Genomic DNA, 21,777 nt, shown 5'->3' with positions numbered 1-21,777 from the left:
TCTACTTATGGCGTCGAGAACTCAGCTCGAACAGCCCCGCCCTCCCCTTTGCGTGGCAGAAGGCAGGGAGCAACATCGTGGCGCACCCAAAGGGATGATGCAGAGGCGCAAAAAAACGGAGCGCCTGCGCGCTCCGTTTCGTGTGCTTCTGGCGGTGACAGGCGCGATCAGATGCGGCTGGCAATGGCCTGGGCGAAGCTCATGGTGGTGCCGGTGCCGCCGAGATCGCCGGTCAGCGAATCCTTGGCTTCCATCGTGGCAACGATGGCCTTGCGCAGGCGCTCGGCGTTCTGCGGCTGCTCAACGTGATCCAGCATCTGTGCTGCTGCCAGCATCAGCGCGACCGGATTGGCCTTGCCCTGGCCAGCGATGTCCGGCGCGGTGCCGTGCACGGCTTCGAAGATGGCTGCTTCAGCGCCGATGTTGGCACCCGGGGCCAGACCCAGGCCGCCGACCAGACCCGCACACAGGTCGGAGATGATGTCGCCGAACAGGTTGGTGGTGACCAGGATGTCGAACTGCTCCGGGCGCATCACCAGCTGCATGCAGGCGTTGTCGACGATCATTTCCTGGAATTCGATTTCCGGGTAACGCGCGGCGACTTCACGGGCGACGTCCAGGAACAGGCCGGAGGTCGACTTGATGATGTTGGCCTTGTGCACGGCGGTGACCTTCTTGCGGCCGGTGCTCTTGGCCAGCTCGAAGGCGTAACGCACGATGCGCTCGGAGCCCTTGCGGGTGATGCGGGTGCCGGAGAACGCGGTCTCGCCGTCGGCGGACACTTCCTGGCCTTCGGCCAGGTAGGCGCCTTCGGTGTTCTCACGCACCGTGATCATGTCGATGTTCTCGTAGCGCGACTTGGTGTTCGGGAACGAGATGGCCGGACGCACGTTGGCGTACAGGTCGAACTGGCGGCGCAGGGCCACATTGATCGAGCTGAAACCGCCACCGACCGGAGTGGTCAGCGGGCTCTTCAGGGCGACCTTGTTCTTCTTGATCGAATCCAGCGTGGTCGCCGGGATCAGTTCACCGTGCTTTTCCAGCGCGACCAGACCCGCATCGGCGTATTCGTACTGCAGCCCGGTGCCGAGCTTGTCCAGCACGAACAGGGTTGCGTCCATGATTTCCGGGCCGATGCCATCGCCGCGGATGACGGTGATTGTCTGCGTCATTTTCTTGGTGTTCCGAACAGGGAGGAGAGAAAGCGCCCGTCCGGCGGGGTGCCCGGATTCCGGCGCGTTGTAAACAGTTTCAACTGTCAATTATGCCTGATCCCGCCCCCGCCCCCAAACTCGACCAAGGTCTGGGTTCAGCCGTGGCCGTGCCCGGCCGGGGCTTCGGCCGCGCCGCTTTCGAGCTGGTCCAGGAAGTCCACGGCCCGGCGCAGGTGCGGAATGACGATCGACCCACCGACCACCAGACCGACCGAGAAGGTCTCGAAGAACTCCTCGCGACTGACCCCGGCATCCTTGCACTGGGCCACGTGATAGCTGATGCAGTCGTCACAGCGCAGCACCATGGAGGCGACCAGGCCCAGCAGCTCCTTGGTCTTCACGTCGAGCGCGCCGGCCTGGTAGGTCTGGGTGTCCAGCGCGAAGAAACGCCGGACCACCTGGTTGGGCTCGGCCAGGATGCGCTGGTTCATGCGCTGGCGGAATTCGGTGAATTCGGCCAGGCGATCCTTGTCGGTCGACTCGCTCATGCGCCCTGCCCGGCCAGCAGCGGCTCCAGCTTGCCTTCACGATGCAGGGCCATCATGTCGTCATAGCCACCCACGTGGACGTCGCCGACGAAGATCTGCGGCACGCTGGTGCGGCGGGTGCTGGCCATCATCTTTTCGCGCGCGACCGGGTCCAGGTCGATGCGCACCTCGGTCCACGATTGCCCCTTGCTCTTCAGGAAGTTCTTGGCCGCCACACAATACGGGCAGACGGCGGTCGAGTAGATGGTGATCTCCGGCGCGCCGGCGGCGCCATTGGTTTCGTTGCTCACAAGGAAACTCCTGACTGGAAACAATGTCTGTATATGGTAGCGGCCGACTGGATTTTCGACGCTACCAACAGAACACTGCGGATTAACCTGTGCTTCACATCGCTTACTGTGTTCCCCGTCATTCTCCGCCCAGCCTTCTTCGGAGCCACCGCTTGCGCACGCTTCTGCTCGCCACCGCCGTCACCCTGGCCCTGGCCGTCCCGCCGTCCTTCGCCGACGACACCAAACTGCCAGACATCGGTTCGTCGGCGGGCGAGCTGCTGACCCCGGCCCGGCAGGCCGAGTACGGCGGCATGATGCTGCGTGAGCTGCGCAACTACGGCTACCTGCTGGACGACCCGCTGGTCAATGACTGGCTCGGCACCATGGGCACACGACTGGGCTCCAACAGCGCCCAGCCGCAGCAGAAGTACACCTTCTTCATGATGAAGGACCGGCAGATCAACGCCTTCGCCACGCTGGGCGGCTATATCGGCATGAACGCCGGGCTGGTGCTGACGGCCGAACGCGAGGACGAAGTGGCGGCCGTGCTGTCCCACGAAATCGCCCACGTCACCCAGCAGCACGTGCTGCGCGGCGTGGAACGCGCGCAGCGTGACCAGATTCCGATCCTGCTGGGGATGCTGGCAGCGGTGGTCGCCGCGCAGCAGGCCGGCGGCAACTCCTCCGGCGATGCCACGATGGCCGCCATCACCTCCGGCATGGGGCTGATGCAGCAACGCCAGATCAACTACACCCGCTCCAACGAATCCGAAGCCGACCGCCTGGGCATCCGCACGCTGGCCCGCAGTGGTTATGACGTGGATGCCATGGCAGGTTTCTTCGAACGCATGTCCGCCGCCATGCGCGGCAACCAGGGCGGCTACTCGACCCCGGATTTCCTGCGCACCCACCCGGTCAACATCACCCGCATCAGCGAAGCCAAGGCCCGCGCCGAGCAGATGAAGAAGGATACGGTGCTGCTGACCACGCAAACCCCGACCGGTGTCCGCCAGGAGCGGGTCAACCCGTCCGAGCCCGACACCAGCCGCGACCCGCTCGGCAACCAGGGCAACCCGCTGCTGCCGGCCGGGCTGCAGTTGACCCTGCCCGATGCCGGCTTGCCGCGTGGCGTGACCGGGCTGTTCGACTGGGCCCGTGAACGCCTGCGCGTGCTCAGCGCGCCGACCCCGTCGGAGCTGGTGCGCGAGTACGAAAACCTCAAGCGCAGCCAGAAGAACGGCCTGACCGACCCACAGCGCTATGGCGTGGCGATCGCCCGCCTGCGCGACGGCGGCGTGGCCACCGCACAGGCCGCGCAGGAGCTGCGGCAGCTGCAGTCCGAGTACCCCGACAACCTCTGGGTCGCGCTGGCACTGGGCGAGGCCGAATCCCGCAGCGGCCAGCATGCCGAGGCCAACCGCCGCTTCGATGCCCTGCTCAAACGCCTGCCGCAGAGCCGGCCGGTGGCATTGACCTACGCCAACGTTCTCAATGAGCAGGGCGGCGAAGCCGCCGGCAAGCGCGCCCAGGCGATGCTGCGGCCGCTGCTGGCCAGGAACAGTGACGACCCGGTGCTGCAGAGCAGTTTCGGCCGCGCCAGCGAACTTGCCGGTGACCCCACCCGCGCCAGCGAGGCCTATGCCGAGGCGGCCTATCTGAACGGGCGTCCGGAACAGGCCCTGATCCAGTTCCAGGCATTGCTCAAGCAGCCGGGGCTGGATTACGTAAGCCGCGCACGGGTGGATGCAAGGATCGAATCGATCATGCCCACGGTGCTGGAAATGCGCCGGCTGGGTGTGCGTGACCCGGACATGTCACGCAACTGACCGCATCCTGCATGGCCGGCAACGGCCATGTTCAGCCGATGTCACAAACCGGTCATCAAACCGTAGTCTACTGAGCGCATTCCCCCGCTTGATGGGCTTTACGGTAGCCACGACGTGCAGAAACGCATCCTGATTGTCGATGACGAACCCGCGATCCGTGACATGGTCGCGTTCGCCCTGCGCAAGGGCGAGTACGAGCCGGTGCATGCCGGCGACGCACTGGAGGCCCAGACCGCCATTGCCGACCGCGTGCCGGACATGATCCTGCTGGACTGGATGCTGCCCGGTACCAGCGGCCTGGAACTGGCCCGGCGCTGGCGCAAGGAGGCACTGACCCGCGATGTGCCGATCATCATGCTCACCGCCCGTGGCGAAGAGAATGATCGTGTCGGCGGCCTGGAAGCCGGCGTCGACGACTATGTGGTCAAGCCGTTCTCGGCGCGTGAACTGCTGGCGCGCATCCGCGCGGTGATGCGCCGCACCCGCGATGATGACGAAGACGGCAGCGTTGCCGTCGGCAGCATCCGCATCGACGGCGCCGCGCACCGCGTGTTCGCCGGTGACGTGCCGGTGCCGATCGGGCCGACCGAATACCGCCTGCTGCATTTCTTCATGACGCACCCGGAGCGGGTCTATACACGCTCGCAGTTGCTCGACCACGTGTGGGGCGGCAGCGTCTATGTGGAAGAACGCACGATCGACGTGCACATCCGTCGCCTGCGCAAAACGCTGGAACCGTTTGCCGCCGAAGACATGGTGCAGACCGTGCGCGGTGCCGGCTATCGCTTCTCCGCTTCCACCTGACCGGCCAGCTTCGCTTCCTGCTTGATGCTATAACCCGGGTTCCTCCTGCCAGTTCCACCTGCAATACCCCGAGAGCGCAATGCCCCGTCAATTCCGATCCGCCTGGTTGAAGACACTGGCCACCGTGGCCGTGCTGTTGCTGTTGGCTGGACTGGTGGGGTTGCTGATCGGACATCCGGCGCTGGCGGTGGCAGTGACGGCACTGGCGGTACTCACGTGGCACTACTGGCGATTGCGGCAGGTGTTGCTGCGGCTCACCGCACGCCAACGCTGGGAAACCTCCGAAGGCACCGGTGTCTGGAATGAACTGGACCGGCTGCTGTACCGCAACCAGCAGGAAATGCGTACGCGCAAGCGACGCCTGATCGACATGCTGCGCAGCTACCGCGCCGCGGCCGCCGCCCTGCCCGATGCAGTGGTGGTGGTGGACCGCAACACGCAACGTGTGCAGTGGTTCAACGAGGCCGCCACCAGCCTGCTCGGCCTGCAGCATCCGGCCGACATGGAAGCCGCGCTGGTTGAACGGCTGCAGCCGCTGCCACTGGCGCACTGGCTGGCCGGTGGCCGCAATGCCGAACCCATCCTCGATGCGAATTCGCCGGTTGACCCCGGCATCCGCCTGCACCTGCGGCTGATTCCCTACTCCGATCACCATTGGCTGCTGGTGGCGCGTGACGTCACCAAGCTGCTGCATCTGGAACAGGTGCGCCGCGACTTCGTTGCCAATGTCTCGCACGAACTGCGCACGCCGTTGACCGTGGTGCATGGCTACCTGGACATGATGGAGCCGGAGGATTTCCCCGATACCGGCCCGATGCTGTCGGAAATGCGCAAGCAATCGCAACGCATGGCACAGCTGGTCGAGGACCTGCTCACCTTGTCGCGATTGGAATCACAACAGCACACCGAACTGGAAACCGTGGCGATGACCTCGATGCTCGCGTCACTGCGGCGTGAAGCCGAGGCGCACAGCCAGGGCCGCCACACCATCACCGTTGAAGACAAGGCTGGCGTGGACCTGGCCGGCTCCAACAAGGAGCTGCACAGCGCGTTCTCCAACCTGCTGACCAACGCGGTGCGCTATACCCCGGCCGGCGGCCGCATCTCGCTCACGTTCACCCGTGAAGGCGAAGGCGCCGTGCTGTCGGTGACCGACACCGGTTACGGCATTCCCGCCAATCACCTGCCGCGTCTGACCGAGCGCTTCTATCGCGTGTCCAGCAGCCGCTCGCGCGAAAGCGGCGGCACCGGGCTGGGCTTGTCCATCGTCAAGCACATCCTTGGCCTGCACCAGGCGCGGCTGGACATCCGCAGCGAAGTGGGCAAGGGCAGCACGTTTGCCTGCCACTTCGACGCCGAACACGTACGCCCGCGTAGTTCCACCTCCACGACTGCCCCCACGGAAGACTTCCCGGCATGAACCCTCCCGCCCCTGCCCCCGTTGCCATCGCTTCCGATCCACTGCGGGACCCGGCGCTGTACATCAACCGGGAACTGTCACAGCTGGACTTCAACTTCCGCGTGCTGGCACAGGCGATGGACGAACAGGTGCCGCTGCTGGAGCGCCTGCGCTTCCTGTGCATTTCCTGCACCAATCTGGACGAATTTTTCGAGATTCGCGCCGCCGCGGTACGCCACGCGCAGGAGTTCGGCCTGCCGCCAGCGCCGGACGGCATGAGCCCGCAGGCGATTCTCAACGCCATCCATGATCGTGCGGCCGAGCTGGTCGACCAGCAGTACAGCTGCTGGAACGAAGTACTTCGCCCGGCACTGGCCGATGCAGGCGTCGGCATCCTCGCGCAGCGCTCGTGGACACCGCGCCAGCGCCGCTGGCTGCGAGCCTATTTCCGCAACGACATCATGCCGGTGCTGTCGCCCCTGGGACTGGACCCGTCGCATCCATTCCCGAAGATCCTCAACAAATCCCTGAACATCGTCGTCGTGCTCAAGGGCACCGACGCCTTCGGCCGCACCGGCCATCTGGCGCTGGTGCGCGCACCGCGCTCGTTGCCGCGCATCATCCAGTTGCCCGAATCACTGGGCGGCCCGCAGAACTTCGTGCTGCTGTCGGCAGTGTTGTCGACCTTCGTCGACGAGCTGTTCCCGGGCATGGAAGTCCAGGGCGCGTATCAGTTCCGTGTCACCCGCAACTCCGAGCTGGTGGTCGACGAGGAAGAAGTCGAGAACCTGGCGCTGGCACTGCGTGATGAGCTGGTCGACCGCGGCTACCGGCCGGCAGTCCGGCTGGAAATCGCGCATGACTGCCCCAAGCCGATCATGCAGACGCTGCTGCAGAATTTCGGCCTGCCGGAGAACGCCGCGTATCGCATCAACGGGCCGGTCAATCTCAACCGGGTGATCCAGGTCTACGACCTGCTGCAACGGCCGGACCTGAAGTACCCGCCGATGGTGCCGCGCGTGCTCAAGACGCCCGAAGGCATCTTCGAGATGGCCGCGCGCAACGACATCCTGATGCACCACCCGTTCGACTCGTTCAGCACCGTGCTGGAGCTGATCCGTGAAGCGGCGGTTGACCCGAACGTACTGGCGATCAAGCAGACCCTGTATCGCACCGGCAAGGACTCCGGAATTGTGGAGGCGCTGATCCTGGCCGCACGCAACGGCAAGGACGTGACCGTGGTGGTCGAGCTGCGCGCGCGTTTTGACGAAGAAGCGAACCTCGGCCTGGCCGACCGCCTGCAGGATGCCGGCGTGCAGGTGGTCTATGGCGTGGTCGGTTTCAAAACCCACGCCAAGATGCTGCTGATCGTGCGCCGCGAGGGCCGCAAGCTGCGTCGCTATGTGCATCTGGGCACCGGCAATTATCACAGCGGCACCGCGCGCGCCTATACCGACCTGAGCCTGATCACCGCCGATGCCGACATCGGCAACGATGTGCATCTGCTGTTCCAGCAGCTGTCCGGGCTGGCGCCGAAGATGAAGCTCAAGTGCCTGCTGCAGTCACCTTTCACTCTGCATCCGGGCCTGATCAAGCGCATCGAGCGCGAGACCAAACTGGCACTCGCCGGCAAGCCGGGCCGCATCATCGCCAAGATGAACGCCCTCAACGAGGCGCAGGTGATCCGCGCGCTCTATGCGGCCTCGCAGGCCGGCGTGCAGATCGATTTGATCGTGCGCGGCGCCTGCACCCTGCGCCCGGGCGTGGAAGGCGTCTCGGACAACATCCGCGTGCGCTCCATCGTCGGTCGCTTCCTGGAGCACAGCCGCGTCTATTGGTTCGGCAACAACGGTGCGCCGGAACTGTACTGTGCCAGCGCCGACTGGCTGGAACGCAACCTGCTGCGCCGGGTGGAAACCTGCTTCCCGATCCTGGACAACGACCTGGCCCGACGCATCTACCGCGACGTGCTGCAGAACTACCTGGACGACAACCTCAATGCCTGGGAGCTGCAGGCCGACGGCCGCTATCGCCAATGCGAGCCGGCCCCGGGCCAGCCCCCGCATTCGGCCCAGCAGACGTTGCTCGAAGGATTGTGAAAGCAGCAGTGAGAAAAGGCAGGAGTGAGTGAAGAAGGGTGAGGCGTGAGCGACGCCGCATCCCCACTCCTGCCGCCTTTCCCGCTCGCGCCATGCGAATGGGCCCGCCTGAGGAAACCGCAGGGCGGGCCATGCAAGCACCGCCCCCTTTCACCTCGCAGAGGCTAGGCAGATCGACGGCACGCCATAGGCGTGCCATCCGGTGAACACCCCCGAAGCTGCGGCAATGCGCCAACGGAGCTGAAACAACGGCGCGGTTGCCGTGGCCACTGCCGCTCCTCACGCCTCATTCCGTTGCACTCGCTACTGTCCCTTCACGTACTCCTGCCAGTACCATTCCGCCATGCCCCAGTCCTCAATGACCCCACCGCCCCTGCAGGACGGCGACCTGCTTGCCGCCATCGATCTGGGTTCCAACAGCTTCCACATGGTCATCGCGCGCTATCTGCTCGGGCAGTTGCGAGTGGTCGACCGTCTGCGCGAGACCGTGCGCATGGCCGATGGCCTGGATGGCAAGGGCGGCCTGTCGCCGGAGGCCCGCCAGCGCGCGCTCGAATGCCTGGCCCGTTTCGGCCAGCGCATCCGCAACATCCCGCCGTATCGCGTGCGTGCCTTGGCCACCAACACCGTGCGCCAGCTGCGCTCTCCGCTGTCGTTCCTGATGCCGGCCGAAACCGCGCTGGGCCACGCCATCGAAGTGGTCAGTGGCCGCGAAGAGGCCCGTCTGATCTATCTCGGCGTTGCCCACGCGCAGCCGCCCAAGCCGGGCCAACGCCGACTGGTGATCGACATCGGCGGCGGCTCCACTGAATTCATCATCGGCCAGGGCATGCAGACGCTGGAACGCGAAAGCCTGCAGGCCGGCTGCATCGCCAGCACGCGGCGTTTCTTCCCCGGCGGCAAGCTGAGCAAGAAGCGCTGGAAGGATGCACTGACCGAGATCGGCGCCGAGTTCCAGCCTTTCGCCAACAAGTACAAGGCGCTGGGCTGGCAGGAAGCGCTGGGTTCATCCGGTACGCACAAGGCGATCAGCGAAATCTGCGCGGCGATGAAGCTGAGCAAGGGCGCGATCACCGCAGAGGCACTGCCACAGCTGCGCGAAGAGCTGCTGCGCGCCAAGCACATCGACGACATCACTCTGCCCACGCTGTCCAACGAGCGTCGCCCGATCATCGCCGGTGGCGTGCTGGTACTGGAGGCCGCATTCCAGGCACTGGGCTTGCAGAAACTGCTGGTCAGCAAGGCCGCGATGCGTGAGGGCATCCTCTACGACATCATGGGCCGCGCCAGCGACAACGATCTGCGCGATGAATCGGTTGCCGCGCTCACCCTGCGCTATGGCATCGATGCGGTCCAGGCCGAGCGCGTGGAAGCCACCGCGCAACGTCTGTTCGAGCAGGTGGCCGACATCTGGAAACTGGATTCGGATGACGCCCGCATGCTCGGCTGGGCAGCACGCCTGCACGAACTGGGGCTGATGATCGCCCACAGCGGGTATCACACCCACGGCAGCTACGTGATCGAGCATTCGGATATCGCTGGCTTCTCGCGACAGGAACAGCAGATGCTGGCGGCGTTGATCCGCACACATCGTCGCGGCGTCCCCAAGAGTGCCTTCGAAGCACTGCCGGACCGCCTGCTGCTGCCGGCCAAACGCACCGCCGCGCTGTTGCGACTGGCGGTGCTGATGCACCGCGCGCACGAATCAGACCCGATCCCGACGCTGGAGCTGGCTGTCGACGGCAACACGCTGTCGCTGGTGCTCTCCAAGGACTTCATCGACGCCCGCCCATTGCTGCGCGCCGACCTGGTTGGCGAAGCGGAAAACATGACCGGCCTGGGCATCAGCTTCCGGCCGTTCGTGGCCTGACGCATAGCCGTTCCGACGTCGTTGCTACCCGGCCGGAGCAGTGGCCGGGGATGGGATTCCCGGTATACACGAAGCAGTGGCCCCGGATCCGCCTCGTCTGCCCGGGCGACGGATGCTGACCGGCCAAGCGTTATCCGGTGCTTTCCGGTCTGTCATGCAACCGGAACATTCCCGACATGCTGCCGCCACGACGCGCCCGCATCCTGCCGGAAAACCGGGAGGCTGCCATGCGCTACGCCATCGTCACCGAGACCTATCCACCGGAGGTCAATGGCGTTGCCTTGACCGTGCAGAGCCTGGAACAAGGATTGCGCCGACGCGGGCATGAGGTGGACCTGGTACGGCCACGCCAGGCGCAGGACACCGCCGCCGCGCACGAAGTGCTGGTACGCGGCGCCGCCCTGCCCCGCTATCCGGGCCTGCGCTTCGGCCTGCCGGCACCGCAGTTGCTCACGCGCCACTGGCAGCAACGCCGCCCCGATGCCATCTACATCGCCACCGAGGGCCCGCTGGGCTGGTCGGCGATGCGCAGCGCACGTCGGCTCGGCATTCCGGTGGCATCAGGCCTGCATACGCGCTTTGACGAGTACCTGCCCGATTACGGCGCGGCGTGGTTGCAGGCCGCCGCACTAGGCTGGATGCGGCGCTTCCACAACCAGGCCGATGCCACCCTGGTGCCGACCTACGAGCTGCGCCAGTTCCTGCAGGACAACGGCTTTTCCCACGCGCGGCAGCTGGCGCGGGCGGTGGATGCCACCCAGTTCGACCCGTGCCGTCGCGACCCCGCCCTGCGCGCGGAATGGGGCATCGAAGGCGCCGGACTGGTGGTGATGCATGTCGGACGCGTCGCGGCGGAAAAGAATCTTGGCCTGGCCGTGAAGGCCTTCCGCCGCATCCAGCAGATACGCCCCAAGGCGCGCTTCGTCTGGGTCGGAGATGGCCCGTTGCGCGAGAAACTGGCATACGAAAACCCGGACTTCATCTTCTGCGGCATCCAGCGCGGCGAAGCGCTCGCCCGTCATTTCGCCAGCGGTGACCTGTTCCTGTTCCCCAGCCTTAGCGAGACCTTTGGCAACGTCACGCTGGAATCCATGGCCAGCGGCTTGGCGACGGTGGCCTTCAACTACGGCGCAGCGCGCGAACACCTGCGCAGCGGACACAGCGGAGTTTCAGTGGAAAACGACGACAACTTCATCGCTGCCGCGGTGCAGCTGGCGGGCGACGATGAAATGCGCGCCACACTCGGCGCCAACGCCAGCCGGGCCATGCAGCGTCTGCATCCGGAGCAGGTCGTAGCCGAGTTCGAGGCGTTGCTGGATGAACTGGCCACCCGGAGACGCCCCCATGCCATTGCTGCCGCCTGAAGGTATCGCGGCCCGCGAGGCCCGCTGGTGCCGTCGCGCAAACCGCTACGGCCGCCGCCGTGGCATCCGCATCGTGTTCTCGAGCCTGAGTCGGCTCGGGGATGGCGTGTTCTGGTACATGTTGATGGGAGCGCTGGTGCTCGCCGATGGCCTCGACGGCCTGCAGGCGTCGGTGCACATGGCCGCCACCGGCGTGGTCGCGCTGACGCTGTACAAGGCACTCAAGCGCTGGACCCGGCGCCCGCGCCCGTTCGCGGCCGACCTGCGCATCCGTGCCTGGGTCGCACCACTGGATGAATACAGCTTTCCATCGGGCCACACGCTGCACGCGGTGTCCTTCACCGTGGTGGCGCTGGCCTACTACCCGTGGCTGGCACCGTTGCTGGTGCCGTTTACCGCCGGCGTGGCGATGTCGCGGGTGGTGCTGGGCCTGCATTACCCCAGCGATGTGCTTGCCGCCACCGGCATCGGCCTGCTGCTGGGCACCGCCTCGCTGCAGCTGTGGCCGCTGCCTCTCTGATCTGGCCCTACAATGCGTGGCATGACCACGTTGTTCATTTCCGACCTGCATCTGGACCCCAGCCGTCCAGCCATCACCGAGCTGTTCCTCCACTTCCTGCGCGACGAAGCGCGGCAGGCCGAGGCGCTGTATATCCTGGGCGATCTGTTTGAAGCCTGGATCGGCGATGACACCCCCTCCAGTGCCGCCGATGCGGTCGCCAGCGCCCTGCGTGACGTGCACGACGCCGGTGTGCCGGTGTACTTCATCCGCGGCAACCGCGACTTCCTGGTGGGCAACGATTACGCCGCGCGAGCCGGCATGCGCATCCTGCCCGACCCGGCGGTGATCGAGCTGTATGGCAAGCCGGTGATGCTGCAACACGGTGACCTGCTGTGCACCGACGATGTGGCCTATCAGGCGTTCCGTGCACAGACCCGCGACCCGGCCTTCATCGCCCAGTTCCTGTCGCAGCCGCTGGAAGCGCGTATCGCCTTCGCGCAGAAGGCACGCGCCGCCAGCCAGGCGCGTCAGTCGGAAATGAAGCAGGACGATCGCGGACAGTTCGAGACCGTCACCGACGTGGCGCCGGATGAAGTGGCTTCCACGTTCCAGCGTTACGGCGTGGAAACGATGATCCACGGCCACACCCACCGCCCCGCGATCCACACCGTGCAGGTCGACGCGCACAGCTGCACCCGCATCGTGCTGGGCGACTGGTACGAACAGGGCTCGGTACTGCGCGTGGATGCCGATGGCTTCCGCCTGGAAGCGTTGCAGGGCTGAGAACAGCCCGCGCAGCGCGGCCAAACGCAGGCTCGCCTTGGGCTGGAAGAGTTGCCCAGCCGGTACCATTCCAAAAAACAACAAAGGCCGGGATTGCCTCCCGGCCTTCGTTGTTTTTCCCGCACCTTCATCCGCCCATCGGGCGAACACGCCCGAGCGGTGAAAGCTTCAATCAGGGCGCTTCCACTGGCACCGCCAGATCCCGGGCGCAGCCCTTGAAGGTGTCCTTGCCCAGCACGAAGTCGGCGCTGAACGGATGGCGCAGGTCGGACATGCCATCAGAGCATTCGCCGCGTTTGATGGTCAGCTTGAATGCGCCATCGCCCTCACCGCCATGCACGATCAGTGCGCCGCCCTGCAACTCGCGCTTGCCTTCAAACGTACGCGGTGTGTCCATGGTTTCCGGCGTCGTGTACGACAGCTTGCCGCCTTCTGCACGCACACCCCAGAACGGCTCGGTACCCGAAGCCTGCAGCGTTGCCGGGAAATCCTCCGCCGGCACGACCGCTGCCGGCGCGTCGACGCCGGACGAGGTCACCGCTTCAGGCACCGGTTGCTTGCAACCGGCCAAGGCGACCAGCAATGCCAGCCCGAGATACATCTTCTTCATGAAACGCTCCTGGTTGCTTCCCTGTGGATTGTGCCCACCAGCGCGCGTGCGCGCGGTGAACGAATGGCTGGCTTCGACCACAGCCGTGGATCGGTAATGCCCACTGTGATGTAACGCACACGCGCGCCGCGCGCGATGCGACCGGCCACGGTGACATCCTCACCGCCGGCACGGATCAAGCCATCGACATGCAAGGTATTGGCACGATCGTGGTGCGACGCGCGCCATTGATAGGTGGGAATGTCCCTGGCCACATAACGCGCTTCGACTTCCTGCCGGCACAACGGCACCAGCTCACTGGCCTGTTCGACCGTGCGTTCGTCACTGGGTTTCTGGGCAACGGCAAGCAACGGCGACAGGGCGGACAGAGCGATCAGACAACGCAGCATGGCGGACACTTCCGGTGTGATCGAGCCGATGGTGGGATGCCCTGCCGGGCGCGTCAATCGGACCGTGGCACATCCCGCTGGCCTTGTTCAGTACCAGGTCTGCCTGGGCACAGAGGCGCGCGGGATCTCATCCCAGCCCCCGTTGCGGTTCTGCGGGTGGCGCTGCCGTCGCAATCCGGACAGGCACTGCACCTGCCCGGCTTGCAGGATGATCCGTCCGGAAAGGCAGGAGCGCATTTCATTGCCGACGTCGTGCGCATCCGCACGACGTCGTTGTCGCTCACCCGGCCTGCTCGACCAGATCCGCCAGTTCGTCCTCGTCGAAGCCGGCCAGCAGCCGCGCTTCGACGTTGAACGGCCCACGCAGGTAACCGTGTGCATATTCGTGCAGCAGCTCTTTGAAGCGGGTGCGCGGTTCGACACCGGCGCGTTCGCAGTACCAGCGGTACCAGCGCGAACCTGCCGCGACATGCGCCACTTCCTCGCGCAGGATCACTTCCAGCACATCGGCGGTGATCTCGTCGCCGAGCGATCGCAGCTTGGTGATCATGGCCGGGGTGACATCCAGCCCGCGTGCCTCCAGCACGCGCGGCACCAGCCCCATGCGTGCCAGACCGTCGTGCGCGGTCTTCTCGCACATTTCCCACAGGCCGTTGTGCGCTGGGAAATCGGCATAGTCGTGACCGTGCGCCAGCAATCGCTCGCGCAGCAGCATGAAGTGCCGCGACTCGTCGTCAGCGCAGCTCACCCAATCGGCATAGAAACTGCCCGGCAGACCACGGAAGCGATACACCGCATCCCAGGCCAGGTCGATGGCGTTGATTTCGATGTGGGCGATGGCATGAATGAAGGCGGCGCGGCCTTCCGGCGAACCGAAACCACGCCGCACCAGATCGCGCGGATGCACCAGCACCAACTGCGGCGGGCGACCGGGCGTGCGGATGGGTTCGGGGTCCGGCGCCTGTGCCGGCAGCTTCAAGCTGCCGGCACGGTAACGCGCGGCGAAGTGCTGGGTCAGTGCGACTTTCTCGAGCGGGTCGGTCGCGGCCATGCACAGGCAGGCGGCGTCGAGCAGCGAGAAATTCTTGTCTTCCAGCAAGGGAAGCAGCTTCTGCACAGCCTGCGGAGCGGTTGCCTGCCCCACCTGCTGATCGTTGGTTCCGGGCAGTTGTGCTTGTTGCGTTGTCATTGGCACTCACGCCTTGCAGCTTCGTTTGCCCCTCACCCCAACCCCTCTTCCGCTTGCAGAAGAGGGGCTTTGGGTGGTGCAGATCTGTTTGCGCCTCAGGCGCGGCGCAGCGTCTTGGCTTCGTCCGAACGCAGCTGCAGGATCCGCTCGAAGTAGCCTGGTTCGATGCCGGTGACGTACTTGCCGTTGAAGCAGGACGAATCGAACTCCTTCAGCTCCTGGTTGCCTTCGCGCACGGCCACTTCCAGGTCTTCCAGATCCTGGTAGACCAGCCAATCGCAGCCCAGGTGTTTTTCGATTTCCTCGACGCTGCGGTTGTGCGCGACCAGCTCTTCCGGCGCCGGCATGTCGATGCCGTAGATGTTGGGATAACGCACCGGCGGCGCGGCGCTGGCCAGGTACACCTTGCGGGCACCGGCGTCGCGCGCCATCTGCACGATCTGCTGGCTGGTGGTGCCACGCACGATCGAGTCATCGACCAGCAGCACCACACGGTTGCGGAACTCCAGATGGATCGGGTTGAGCTTGCGGCGCACCGACTTCTGGCGCTCGCCCTGCCCCGGCATGATGAAGGTGCGGCCGACGTAGCGGTTCTTGACGAAGCCTTCGCGGTATTTCACGCCCAGCACGTTGGACATTTCCAGCGCGGCGTCGCGCGAGGTGTCCGGGATCGGGATGATCGTGTCGATGTCGTGGTCCGGACGCAGGCGCAGGATCTTCTCGCCCAGCTTCTGGCCCATGCGCATGCGCGCCTTGTGCACCGACACGTTGTCGATCATCGAGTCCGGGCGCGCGAAGTACACGTACTCGAAGATGCACGGCGTCTGCTGGGTGTTGGACGCGCACACTTCGGTGAACAGTTCGCCACGCTCGGTGATCACCACCGCCTCGCCCGGGGCGACGTCACGCACGCGCTCGAAACCGAGCACGTCCAGCGCCACCGACTCGGATGCCACGATGTATTCGTCGCCTTCCACATGCTTGCGCTTGCCCAACACCAACGGACGGATGCCGTGCGGGTCACGGAAGGCCACCAGGCCCAGGCCCAGCACCGCGCTGACCACGGCATAGCTGCCCTTGCAACGGCGATGCACGCCGGCCACGGCGCGGATGGCCGCTTCCGGGGTGAGCATGCCCTGTGCGTCGAGTTCAAAGGCAAAGACGTTCAGCAGCACTTCGCTGTCCGAATCGGTATTGATGTTGCGGCGATCCGCTTCGAACACCTGGCGACGCAGCGCCTCTGTGTTAATCAGGTTGCCGTTGTGCGCCAGCGCGATGCCGTAGGGCGAGTTGACGTAGAACGGCTGCGCCTCGTCGGTGCCTTCCGAACCTGCGGTGGGATAGCGCACATGGGCGATGCCGATGCGTCCCTGCAGCAGTGCCATGCGGCGCTCATCAAACACATCCCGCACCAGGCCACTGGCCTTTTCCACACGCAGCCGCGTGCCGTTGACGGTGGCGATGCCTGCGGCATCCTGGCCGCGATGCTGGAGGACGGTCAGGCCGTCATAAAGCTGCCCGGCGACGTTCTGGTTGCCGACGATTCCGACGATGCCACACATGTTGCGCGATCTCCGCTGGGCGCAGGCGCCCGGTTAACGTGAAGGTGGCCGTGCCTGGCCGCGTACCTCGACCCGGATGGGATCGGGTTGACCCGGGCGCACCTGCGCCGGATCGATATTGGAGGGCAACGCCCTCGTCGGGTCCGCTGATGGGCCTGCATCCGGAGGTGTCAGTGGACCATTGGCTGGTCCGGCATCCACACCCGTCGGCGGCCATCTATTGCCCGCGTCTGCTTCGTTCGGTCCGGCATTATCGCCTGTGAGCACCGACTTCCCCAAGTCCATCAGCGCCTTTCCTGGCAACTCGGGCAACTCGGGTGCCTGCGGCAGCTTGCGCCGCAGCCAATCGACCGACGGCTGCAACCAGGGCAGCACCACGGACTGGCGCCAGGACGGCTCCTCAGTCATCGAGGTGAAGCCCATCAGCAGTACCGCCAATACCGCCAGCAGAACACCGCGCAGCGTGCCCAGACAAAGCCCCAACAGGCGGTCGGGGCCTTTCAGCAACACGGTCGAATTCACGACACCGCGCAGCATCCAGCTGACAAGCGCCATCACCAGCAAAGCGCCGATGAACACCAGCAGGTAACCGCCGATGTACTCGCCAGGTGAAGGCGCCATGCCGGCGGACAGGGTCAAGGCGGCCTGCTCGCCGAAGCGGAATGCGCTCCAGCCAGCGACCACCCAGGAGGCGACGCCCAGCACCGTGGCCAGCAGGCCACGGATCAGGCCGAACAGCGCCGACAGGGCGATGATCGCCAGCAGCACCAGATCAACCAAGGCACGCCCCCTGCGGACAGGCCCGCACGATGCCGCTCACCTCCAGGATTTCAGGCTGCATCAGGGGTGCGGACGAACCATGCCGGCAATGCCGACCTTCGCCGCGACCTGGGCCTTGAGCTGCTCGGCCTCGGCACGGTTGGCCACCGGGCCGACGCGTACGCGGTTGAGCGTGCCGTTGTCGGTACGCACCTGCTCGACGAAGGCGCTGAAGCCTGCCGCGCGGGCGCGGTCACGCAGGGCGTTGGCATCGGCAGCCTGGCCGAATGCACCCAGCTGCACGGCAAAGCCGACGTTGCTGGCGGCCGGGGCAGCCGGCGTACGCACTTCCGGCTTGGCCGGGGTGGCGGCGACGGGCTTGGGCGCCTCGGGCTTCGGTGCCGGCGGCTTGGGGGCTTCCGGCTTGGGTTCGGGGCGGGGCGCTACGGCGACCGGCTTGGCCGGCTCCGGCGGCAAGGCCTCGGTGCGCACCGGCGCAGTGGCTGGCGCGGCACTGGCAGTGCTGACAGCCGGGGTTGCCGATACGGCGGCCGGCGCGTCGGCGCTGGCATCGAGCACCACCACCTGGGCGTTGACGTCGTTGCGTACCTTGCCCGCTTCCAGGCGCACCAGTTCGGCCTGCGCGCGATCCCCATAAGGACCAATGCGCACGCGCCACGCCGGGCGACCGTTGATGGTGTCGGCCTGGCGGAAGCCCGGCAGGTTGGATTTCTTCAGGTGCGCGATCACCGCGTCGGCGTCGGCCTCGCTGGCATAGGCGCCAAAGTTGACCGCGTAGTTGCCTGCCGCCGCGGTTGGCGGCAAGGCGTTGCCCGATTGCACGGGCGCCGTGGCCGGTGCATCCGGTTGCGCTGCGGGCATGCCCAGCGCGCCTGCGGCCGAGGCCGACGGTGCGACCAGCGGCAATTCGCGGGTTTCAAACTGGTCATCACCAGGGGCGGCGGGCGCGGTCAACGGCACGTCTTTCGTACCACTGTCCGGCGCCGGCCCCTTGACCAGCATGGGCAGGAAAATCACGGCAAGCGCCACCAGAACGATGGCACCAATCAGTCGCTGTTTCAGAGGAGTATCCACAGATGGCGTACGAGCGGCGTGGCGGAATGCCTTCGCGATTATATGCGTGGCGTCCGGCGTGCGTTCTCAGTCAGCTGAACGAAGCATCGGCAACGCTTCGCCCACGGTATGGAACGAGCCGAAGACCAGCACCCGGTCGCCCTCGCCGGCCTGTGCCAGCGCGGCCTTCAAGGCCACTGCGACGGACCCGGCAAGTTCGGCCTTGGCGGCGTTGCTGTCCTGCAGGCGGTCGCGCAACTGCTGGGCGCTTTGGCCGCGCGCGCCGTCCAGCCCGGCCAGGTACCAGGCATCCACCTGTGGCTGCAGCGCCTGCACCACGCCGAGTGCGTCCTTGTCGGCCAATGCCGCATACACCGCCAGGGTGCGGCCGGTGACAGGCCGGGCGCTCAATGCCGCTGCCAGTGCACCGGCAGCCTGCGGGTTGTGGCCGACATCGAGCAGCACTTCGATGCCATTGCACTGGAACGACTGCAGGCGACCGGTCACCCGTGCCTCGGCCACACCCTGCGCCCACGCGGCATCGGGAACCGGCTTGTCCAGCGCGCGCAGGGCGGCGATGGCGGTGGCGGCATTGGTGCGCTGGATCGGCGCCCAGAGGGCGGGCTGCGGCAGTTCGATGCGGAAAGACACATCCCGCCAGGACCAGTGCTCGGCGTCGATGGGCTCGGCGAAGAAGTCGCTGCCGCCACGGATCGCGTTGGCGCCCAGCACGTAGGCGCGACGCAGCACGCTCGACGGCGGATCGGTCTCTCCCAGGATCACCGGCTTCCAGCCGCGGATGATGCCGGCCTTCTCGGCACCGATGGCTTCGCGGTCCTCGCCCAGCCAGTCGGCATGGTCGATGTCGACGGTGGTGATCACCGACACATCGGCGTCGATGATGTTGACCGCATCCAGGCGGCCACCCAGCCCGACTTCAAGCACCGCCAGGTCGAGGTTTGCCTGCTGGAACACCCACAACGCACACAGCGTGCCGTATTCGAAATAGGTCAACGGCGTGTCGCCACGCGCGTCCTCGACGGCGTTGAAACCGGCCACCAGGGTGGCGTCATCGGCATCCACACCATCAATGCGCACGCGCTCGTTGTAGGCCAGCAGGTGCGGCGAGGTGTAGGCGCCCACTTTCCAACCGGCAGCGCGCGCGATCGACTCGATGAAAGCAACCGTCGAACCCTTGCCGTTGGTACCGCCAACCACGATGTTGTACTCGGCCGGCCGCCCCAGCTGCATGCGCGCGGCGACTTCACGCACGCGGTCCAACCCCATCGCGATGGCCTGCGGGTGCTGCTGTTCGATATGGGCGAGCCACTGCTCAAGCGTGGCGGGACGTGCGGAAGACATGCGGACAGTTCTCTGGATCATGGGCCGGACTGCAACCGGCTGCGCGTTGCGCGCGGGAAAGGCGTCCATGATACAGCGGGACCGGGGATACCCCGGTGCCGGTAGTGCCGAGCCATGCTCGGCAGGAGGTTCATCGGCAAAGCCCGAAGCGCACCTCGCTAGCCCTCCCCTTGCCAGCGGCAAAGGGAGGGGGCAACACGGTGGAGTTACAGCGCGCGGTGCTTGGCTTCGCCGAAGAACGGGGTGTGGTGCGCGCAGTCGTTCAGGCGCACGACTTCCAGATGCTCCACGTCCGGGCCTTCGAGCAGGTTGAGCGTGGTCGGTGCCTGGCGGAAGGTCCACAGCTTGGAGATCGGCAGGCCTAGGATCTTGCACAGGATCACGCGGTTGACCGCGTCGTGGGCGACCACCAGCAAGGTGTCTTCCTCACCCAGACCTTCAGCGGCCTTGGCCAGCCCGCGCCAGCTGCGATCCAACACCTGCCGCAGCGATTCGCCGCCGGGCATCAGTACGGTGTCCGGCTCTTCGCGCCAGGCGCGCAGACGGGCGGGATCCTTGTCATTGATCTCGCTGGCGAGCAGGCCTTCCCACTCGCCGTGGGCGATTTCCTGCAGGTCCGGTTCGGTCAGCAGCATCGACTCACGATTGCTGCCCAGTGCGGCCTTGGCGGTGCTTTGCGCACGGCTCAGCGGCGAGGCGACGGCGCGGGTGATCTGCACGTCTGCCAGCCGCTCACCCAAGGCCTTGGCCTGGGCTTCGCCCACGGGCGAAAGAGGAATGTCGATCTGGCCTTGGTAACGGCCTTCGGCGTTCCACGGCGTTTCGCCGTGACGGGCAAGCAGGATGCGCATGCAGCATTTCCATTGTTGTGTGGGGCCCGCCGGGTGAATGCGGCGGGAGGCGCATCATAGCCCGGCCGCGCGACGAAGCCGCCCACGGTTACCTTCGATACGGATCAGGTGACTGGCAGCAGGGAACGGGGATTGGGGGAACAGGGAATGTAGGGGGTACGAACGGGAATGGGACAAATCCGGAGCGCAAGGAACTTTCATGCCCCAGCCCCCGTCCCATCAAAGCTTCTGACGCGGAGAACAAGGAACAGGGAATGAAGGGACACGAGCGGAAGGGAAATACATCAGCAGCGGGAGACCTTTCATTCCCTGCTCTCCATTCCCCTCTCCCCCCGCTGCGTGCCCGGCACAGGCGTTACCATGCCAGTCCCCTATCGGTGGCACGGTGTGACTTCCGCACAAGGGCAGCAACCTCCAGGCTCCCAAACGCGGCATGACCAGCACCTCCATTTCTCCGAAGCAATCCACTCCCGAGCTCTGGAACGAACGCCGCGACCGCTGGGCCGCGATGCTGCTCAGTGCGTTGCTGCACCTGCTGATGCTGCTGATCCTGCTGCACTCCAATCCGCCGGTGGTTTCCTCGCCACAGGGCTCGTCCGGGGGTGGTCGGGTCAAGGTCGATTTTGTCGGTGAGGCGCCACCGTCTCCACAGCCCCGGCAATTACAGCCCCAGCAGAAGCCCAGCATGACGCCCCGCTCCCAACCCAAACCGCCGACGCACCGCCGCAGCGAAGCCCGCAAGCCGGTGCCGGAAGCCCGCTACATCGAGCCGCCCAGCGAGCCGGAGCAGGAAGAGCAGCAGACGCCGACACAGGCACAGGCACCGGCCGCGCCACCACCGGCAGCCAGCCCCTCGGAGACCGTGCCACGCAGGACCCAGACCTGGACCGGACGCCCGCCCGGTTCGCTGGATAGAACCACCGCCCAGGACGACTCCGGACGCTCCGCAGGCCCTGGCAATGACAGCGGCAGGCGTGTCGACAGGAGCGCCGGTGAACCGGCCATGGAAGTGGGCGGCTACCAGATCATCTATGACCTGCTCAGCGAGGACAGACTGCGCGCCTGGATGGAAGGGGCCAAGGAAGTCGATGGCAAGAAGGAACTCTCCATTCCGCTGCCCGGCACCACTTACCTGATGGTCTGCCCGGCCGAAGTCGCACTCCGGCGCGGCTCCAGCAAGTGCCGCATGCTGCAGGCGGGCTCGCCGGAACTGAAGGACATCGGCGATGCCCGACAGTTCGTCATCGTGATGTACGTCTACCGCTATGGCGAGCTGCTCTGGCGTGGGCCGGGGCCCTACCGCTGAGGCCGGTCAGGCCTCTTTCCTCACACCTCGAAAACTAAAGAAGCCCGGGCAGTT

The 21,777-nt window shown here is 65.9% G+C and carries 20 protein-coding genes; 9 read left to right on the top strand and 11 right to left on the bottom strand.

Annotated features, from left to right (window positions below; all coding sequences use genetic code 11):
* Positions 1-167: 167 nt before the first annotated feature.
* The 3 genes from ABB26_RS08075 to grxC form a co-directional block, all read right to left on the bottom strand.
* Positions 168-1,172, bottom strand: a complete 1,005-nt coding sequence (locus ABB26_RS08075; protein WP_057633161.1) for an isocitrate dehydrogenase — start codon at positions 1,170-1,172, stop codon at positions 168-170.
* A gap of 137 nt (positions 1,173-1,309) precedes the next feature.
* Positions 1,310-1,702, bottom strand: a complete 393-nt coding sequence (locus tag ABB26_RS08070; protein ID WP_057633160.1) for a carboxymuconolactone decarboxylase family protein — start codon at positions 1,700-1,702, stop codon at positions 1,310-1,312.
* Positions 1,699-1,992 (bottom strand): glutaredoxin 3, encoded by a 294-nt coding sequence (grxC, locus tag ABB26_RS08065; RefSeq protein ID WP_057633159.1) that lies wholly within the window; start codon positions 1,990-1,992, stop codon positions 1,699-1,701. The genes ABB26_RS08070 and grxC overlap by 4 nt, the downstream gene beginning before the upstream one ends.
* Before the next feature lie 152 nt (positions 1,993-2,144).
* Between grxC and ABB26_RS08060 the strand changes: the two genes are divergently transcribed.
* From ABB26_RS08060 to lpxH, 8 genes are all read left to right on the top strand, one after another.
* Positions 2,145-3,800, top strand: a complete 1,656-nt coding sequence (locus tag ABB26_RS08060) for a M48 family metalloprotease (protein ID WP_057633158.1) — start codon at positions 2,145-2,147, stop codon at positions 3,798-3,800.
* Positions 3,801-3,914: 114 nt separating this feature from the next.
* Positions 3,915-4,604 carry a phosphate regulon transcriptional regulator PhoB gene (gene phoB, locus ABB26_RS08055; protein ID WP_057633157.1) on the top strand — a complete coding sequence of 230 codons (690 nt, stop codon included), beginning with the start codon at positions 3,915-3,917 and terminating at the stop codon, positions 4,602-4,604.
* Between the two features lie 79 nt (positions 4,605-4,683).
* Entirely contained in the window at positions 4,684-6,024 is a 1,341-nt protein-coding gene (gene phoR, locus ABB26_RS08050) for a phosphate regulon sensor histidine kinase PhoR (protein ID WP_057633156.1), read from the top strand.
* Entirely contained in the window at positions 6,021-8,102 is a 2,082-nt protein-coding gene (gene ppk1, locus ABB26_RS08045) for a polyphosphate kinase 1 (protein ID WP_057633155.1), read from the top strand. The genes phoR and ppk1 overlap by 4 nt, the downstream gene beginning before the upstream one ends.
* 343 nt (positions 8,103-8,445) lie before the next feature.
* Complete coding sequence (gene ppx / locus ABB26_RS08040) at positions 8,446-9,972, top strand: exopolyphosphatase (RefSeq protein WP_057633154.1); 1,527 nt, start codon at positions 8,446-8,448, stop codon at positions 9,970-9,972.
* Positions 9,973-10,199: 227 nt separating this feature from the next.
* On the top strand, positions 10,200-11,336 hold the full coding sequence (locus ABB26_RS08035) for a glycosyltransferase family 4 protein (protein WP_057633198.1): 1,137 nt from the start codon (positions 10,200-10,202) through the stop codon (positions 11,334-11,336).
* Positions 11,317-11,856, top strand: a complete 540-nt coding sequence (locus tag ABB26_RS08030) for a phosphatase PAP2 family protein (RefSeq protein ID WP_057633153.1) — start codon at positions 11,317-11,319, stop codon at positions 11,854-11,856. Before ABB26_RS08035 ends, ABB26_RS08030 begins: the two co-directional genes overlap by 20 nt.
* A gap of 21 nt (positions 11,857-11,877) precedes the next feature.
* Complete coding sequence (gene lpxH, locus ABB26_RS08025) at positions 11,878-12,621, top strand: UDP-2,3-diacylglucosamine diphosphatase (protein WP_057633197.1); 744 nt, start codon at positions 11,878-11,880, stop codon at positions 12,619-12,621.
* 172 nt (positions 12,622-12,793) lie between these two features.
* On the opposite strand, the gene ABB26_RS08020 is transcribed toward lpxH, so the two are convergent.
* The 8 genes from ABB26_RS08020 to ABB26_RS07985 all read right to left on the bottom strand — a co-directional run bounded on the left by ABB26_RS08020 (position 12,794) and on the right by ABB26_RS07985 (position 20,417).
* Positions 12,794-13,231 carry a COG3650 family protein gene (locus ABB26_RS08020; RefSeq protein ID WP_057633152.1) on the bottom strand — a complete coding sequence of 146 codons (438 nt, stop codon included), beginning with the start codon at positions 13,229-13,231 and terminating at the stop codon, positions 12,794-12,796.
* Positions 13,228-13,620, bottom strand: coding sequence for a hypothetical protein (locus ABB26_RS08015; protein ID WP_057633151.1), 393 nt, complete (start codon positions 13,618-13,620; stop codon positions 13,228-13,230). The genes ABB26_RS08020 and ABB26_RS08015 overlap by 4 nt, the downstream gene beginning before the upstream one ends.
* 280 nt (positions 13,621-13,900) lie before the next feature.
* Positions 13,901-14,671, bottom strand: coding sequence for a ferritin-like domain-containing protein (locus ABB26_RS08010; RefSeq protein ID WP_245626172.1), 771 nt, complete (start codon positions 14,669-14,671; stop codon positions 13,901-13,903).
* Positions 14,672-14,904: 233 nt separating this feature from the next.
* On the bottom strand, positions 14,905-16,371 hold the full coding sequence (gene purF, locus ABB26_RS08005; protein ID WP_057633150.1) for an amidophosphoribosyltransferase: 1,467 nt from the start codon (positions 16,369-16,371) through the stop codon (positions 14,905-14,907).
* A gap of 33 nt (positions 16,372-16,404) precedes the next feature.
* Positions 16,405-17,151: a CvpA family protein gene (locus tag ABB26_RS08000; RefSeq protein WP_057633149.1), complete on the bottom strand. Its 747-nt coding sequence runs from the start codon at positions 17,149-17,151 to the stop codon at positions 16,405-16,407.
* Positions 17,152-17,211: 60 nt separating this feature from the next.
* Positions 17,212-18,225 (bottom strand): SPOR domain-containing protein, encoded by a 1,014-nt coding sequence (locus tag ABB26_RS07995; protein ID WP_057633148.1) that lies wholly within the window; start codon positions 18,223-18,225, stop codon positions 17,212-17,214.
* A 66-nt stretch (positions 18,226-18,291) separates the two neighbouring features.
* Positions 18,292-19,566, bottom strand: coding sequence for a bifunctional tetrahydrofolate synthase/dihydrofolate synthase (gene folC / locus ABB26_RS07990; protein WP_057633147.1), 1,275 nt, complete (start codon positions 19,564-19,566; stop codon positions 18,292-18,294).
* Positions 19,567-19,772: 206 nt separating this feature from the next.
* Positions 19,773-20,417, bottom strand: a complete 645-nt coding sequence (locus ABB26_RS07985) for a histidine phosphatase family protein (RefSeq protein WP_057633146.1) — start codon at positions 20,415-20,417, stop codon at positions 19,773-19,775.
* Positions 20,418-20,850: 433 nt separating this feature from the next.
* On the opposite strand from ABB26_RS07985, the gene ABB26_RS07980 reads away from it, so the two are divergent.
* The gene (locus tag ABB26_RS07980; RefSeq protein ID WP_057633145.1) at positions 20,851-21,723 is read left to right on the top strand and encodes a hypothetical protein; all 873 of its coding nucleotides are present in this window, start codon (positions 20,851-20,853) and stop codon (positions 21,721-21,723) included.
* Positions 21,724-21,777 lie beyond the last annotated feature (54 nt).

Source organism: Stenotrophomonas humi (assembly GCF_001431415.1).
GTDB classification, from domain to species: Bacteria; Pseudomonadota; Gammaproteobacteria; order Xanthomonadales; family Xanthomonadaceae; genus Stenotrophomonas; species Stenotrophomonas humi.
The sequence above is the reverse complement of the archived record's forward strand: the minus strand, read 5'-3'. Positions and strand labels throughout refer to the sequence as shown.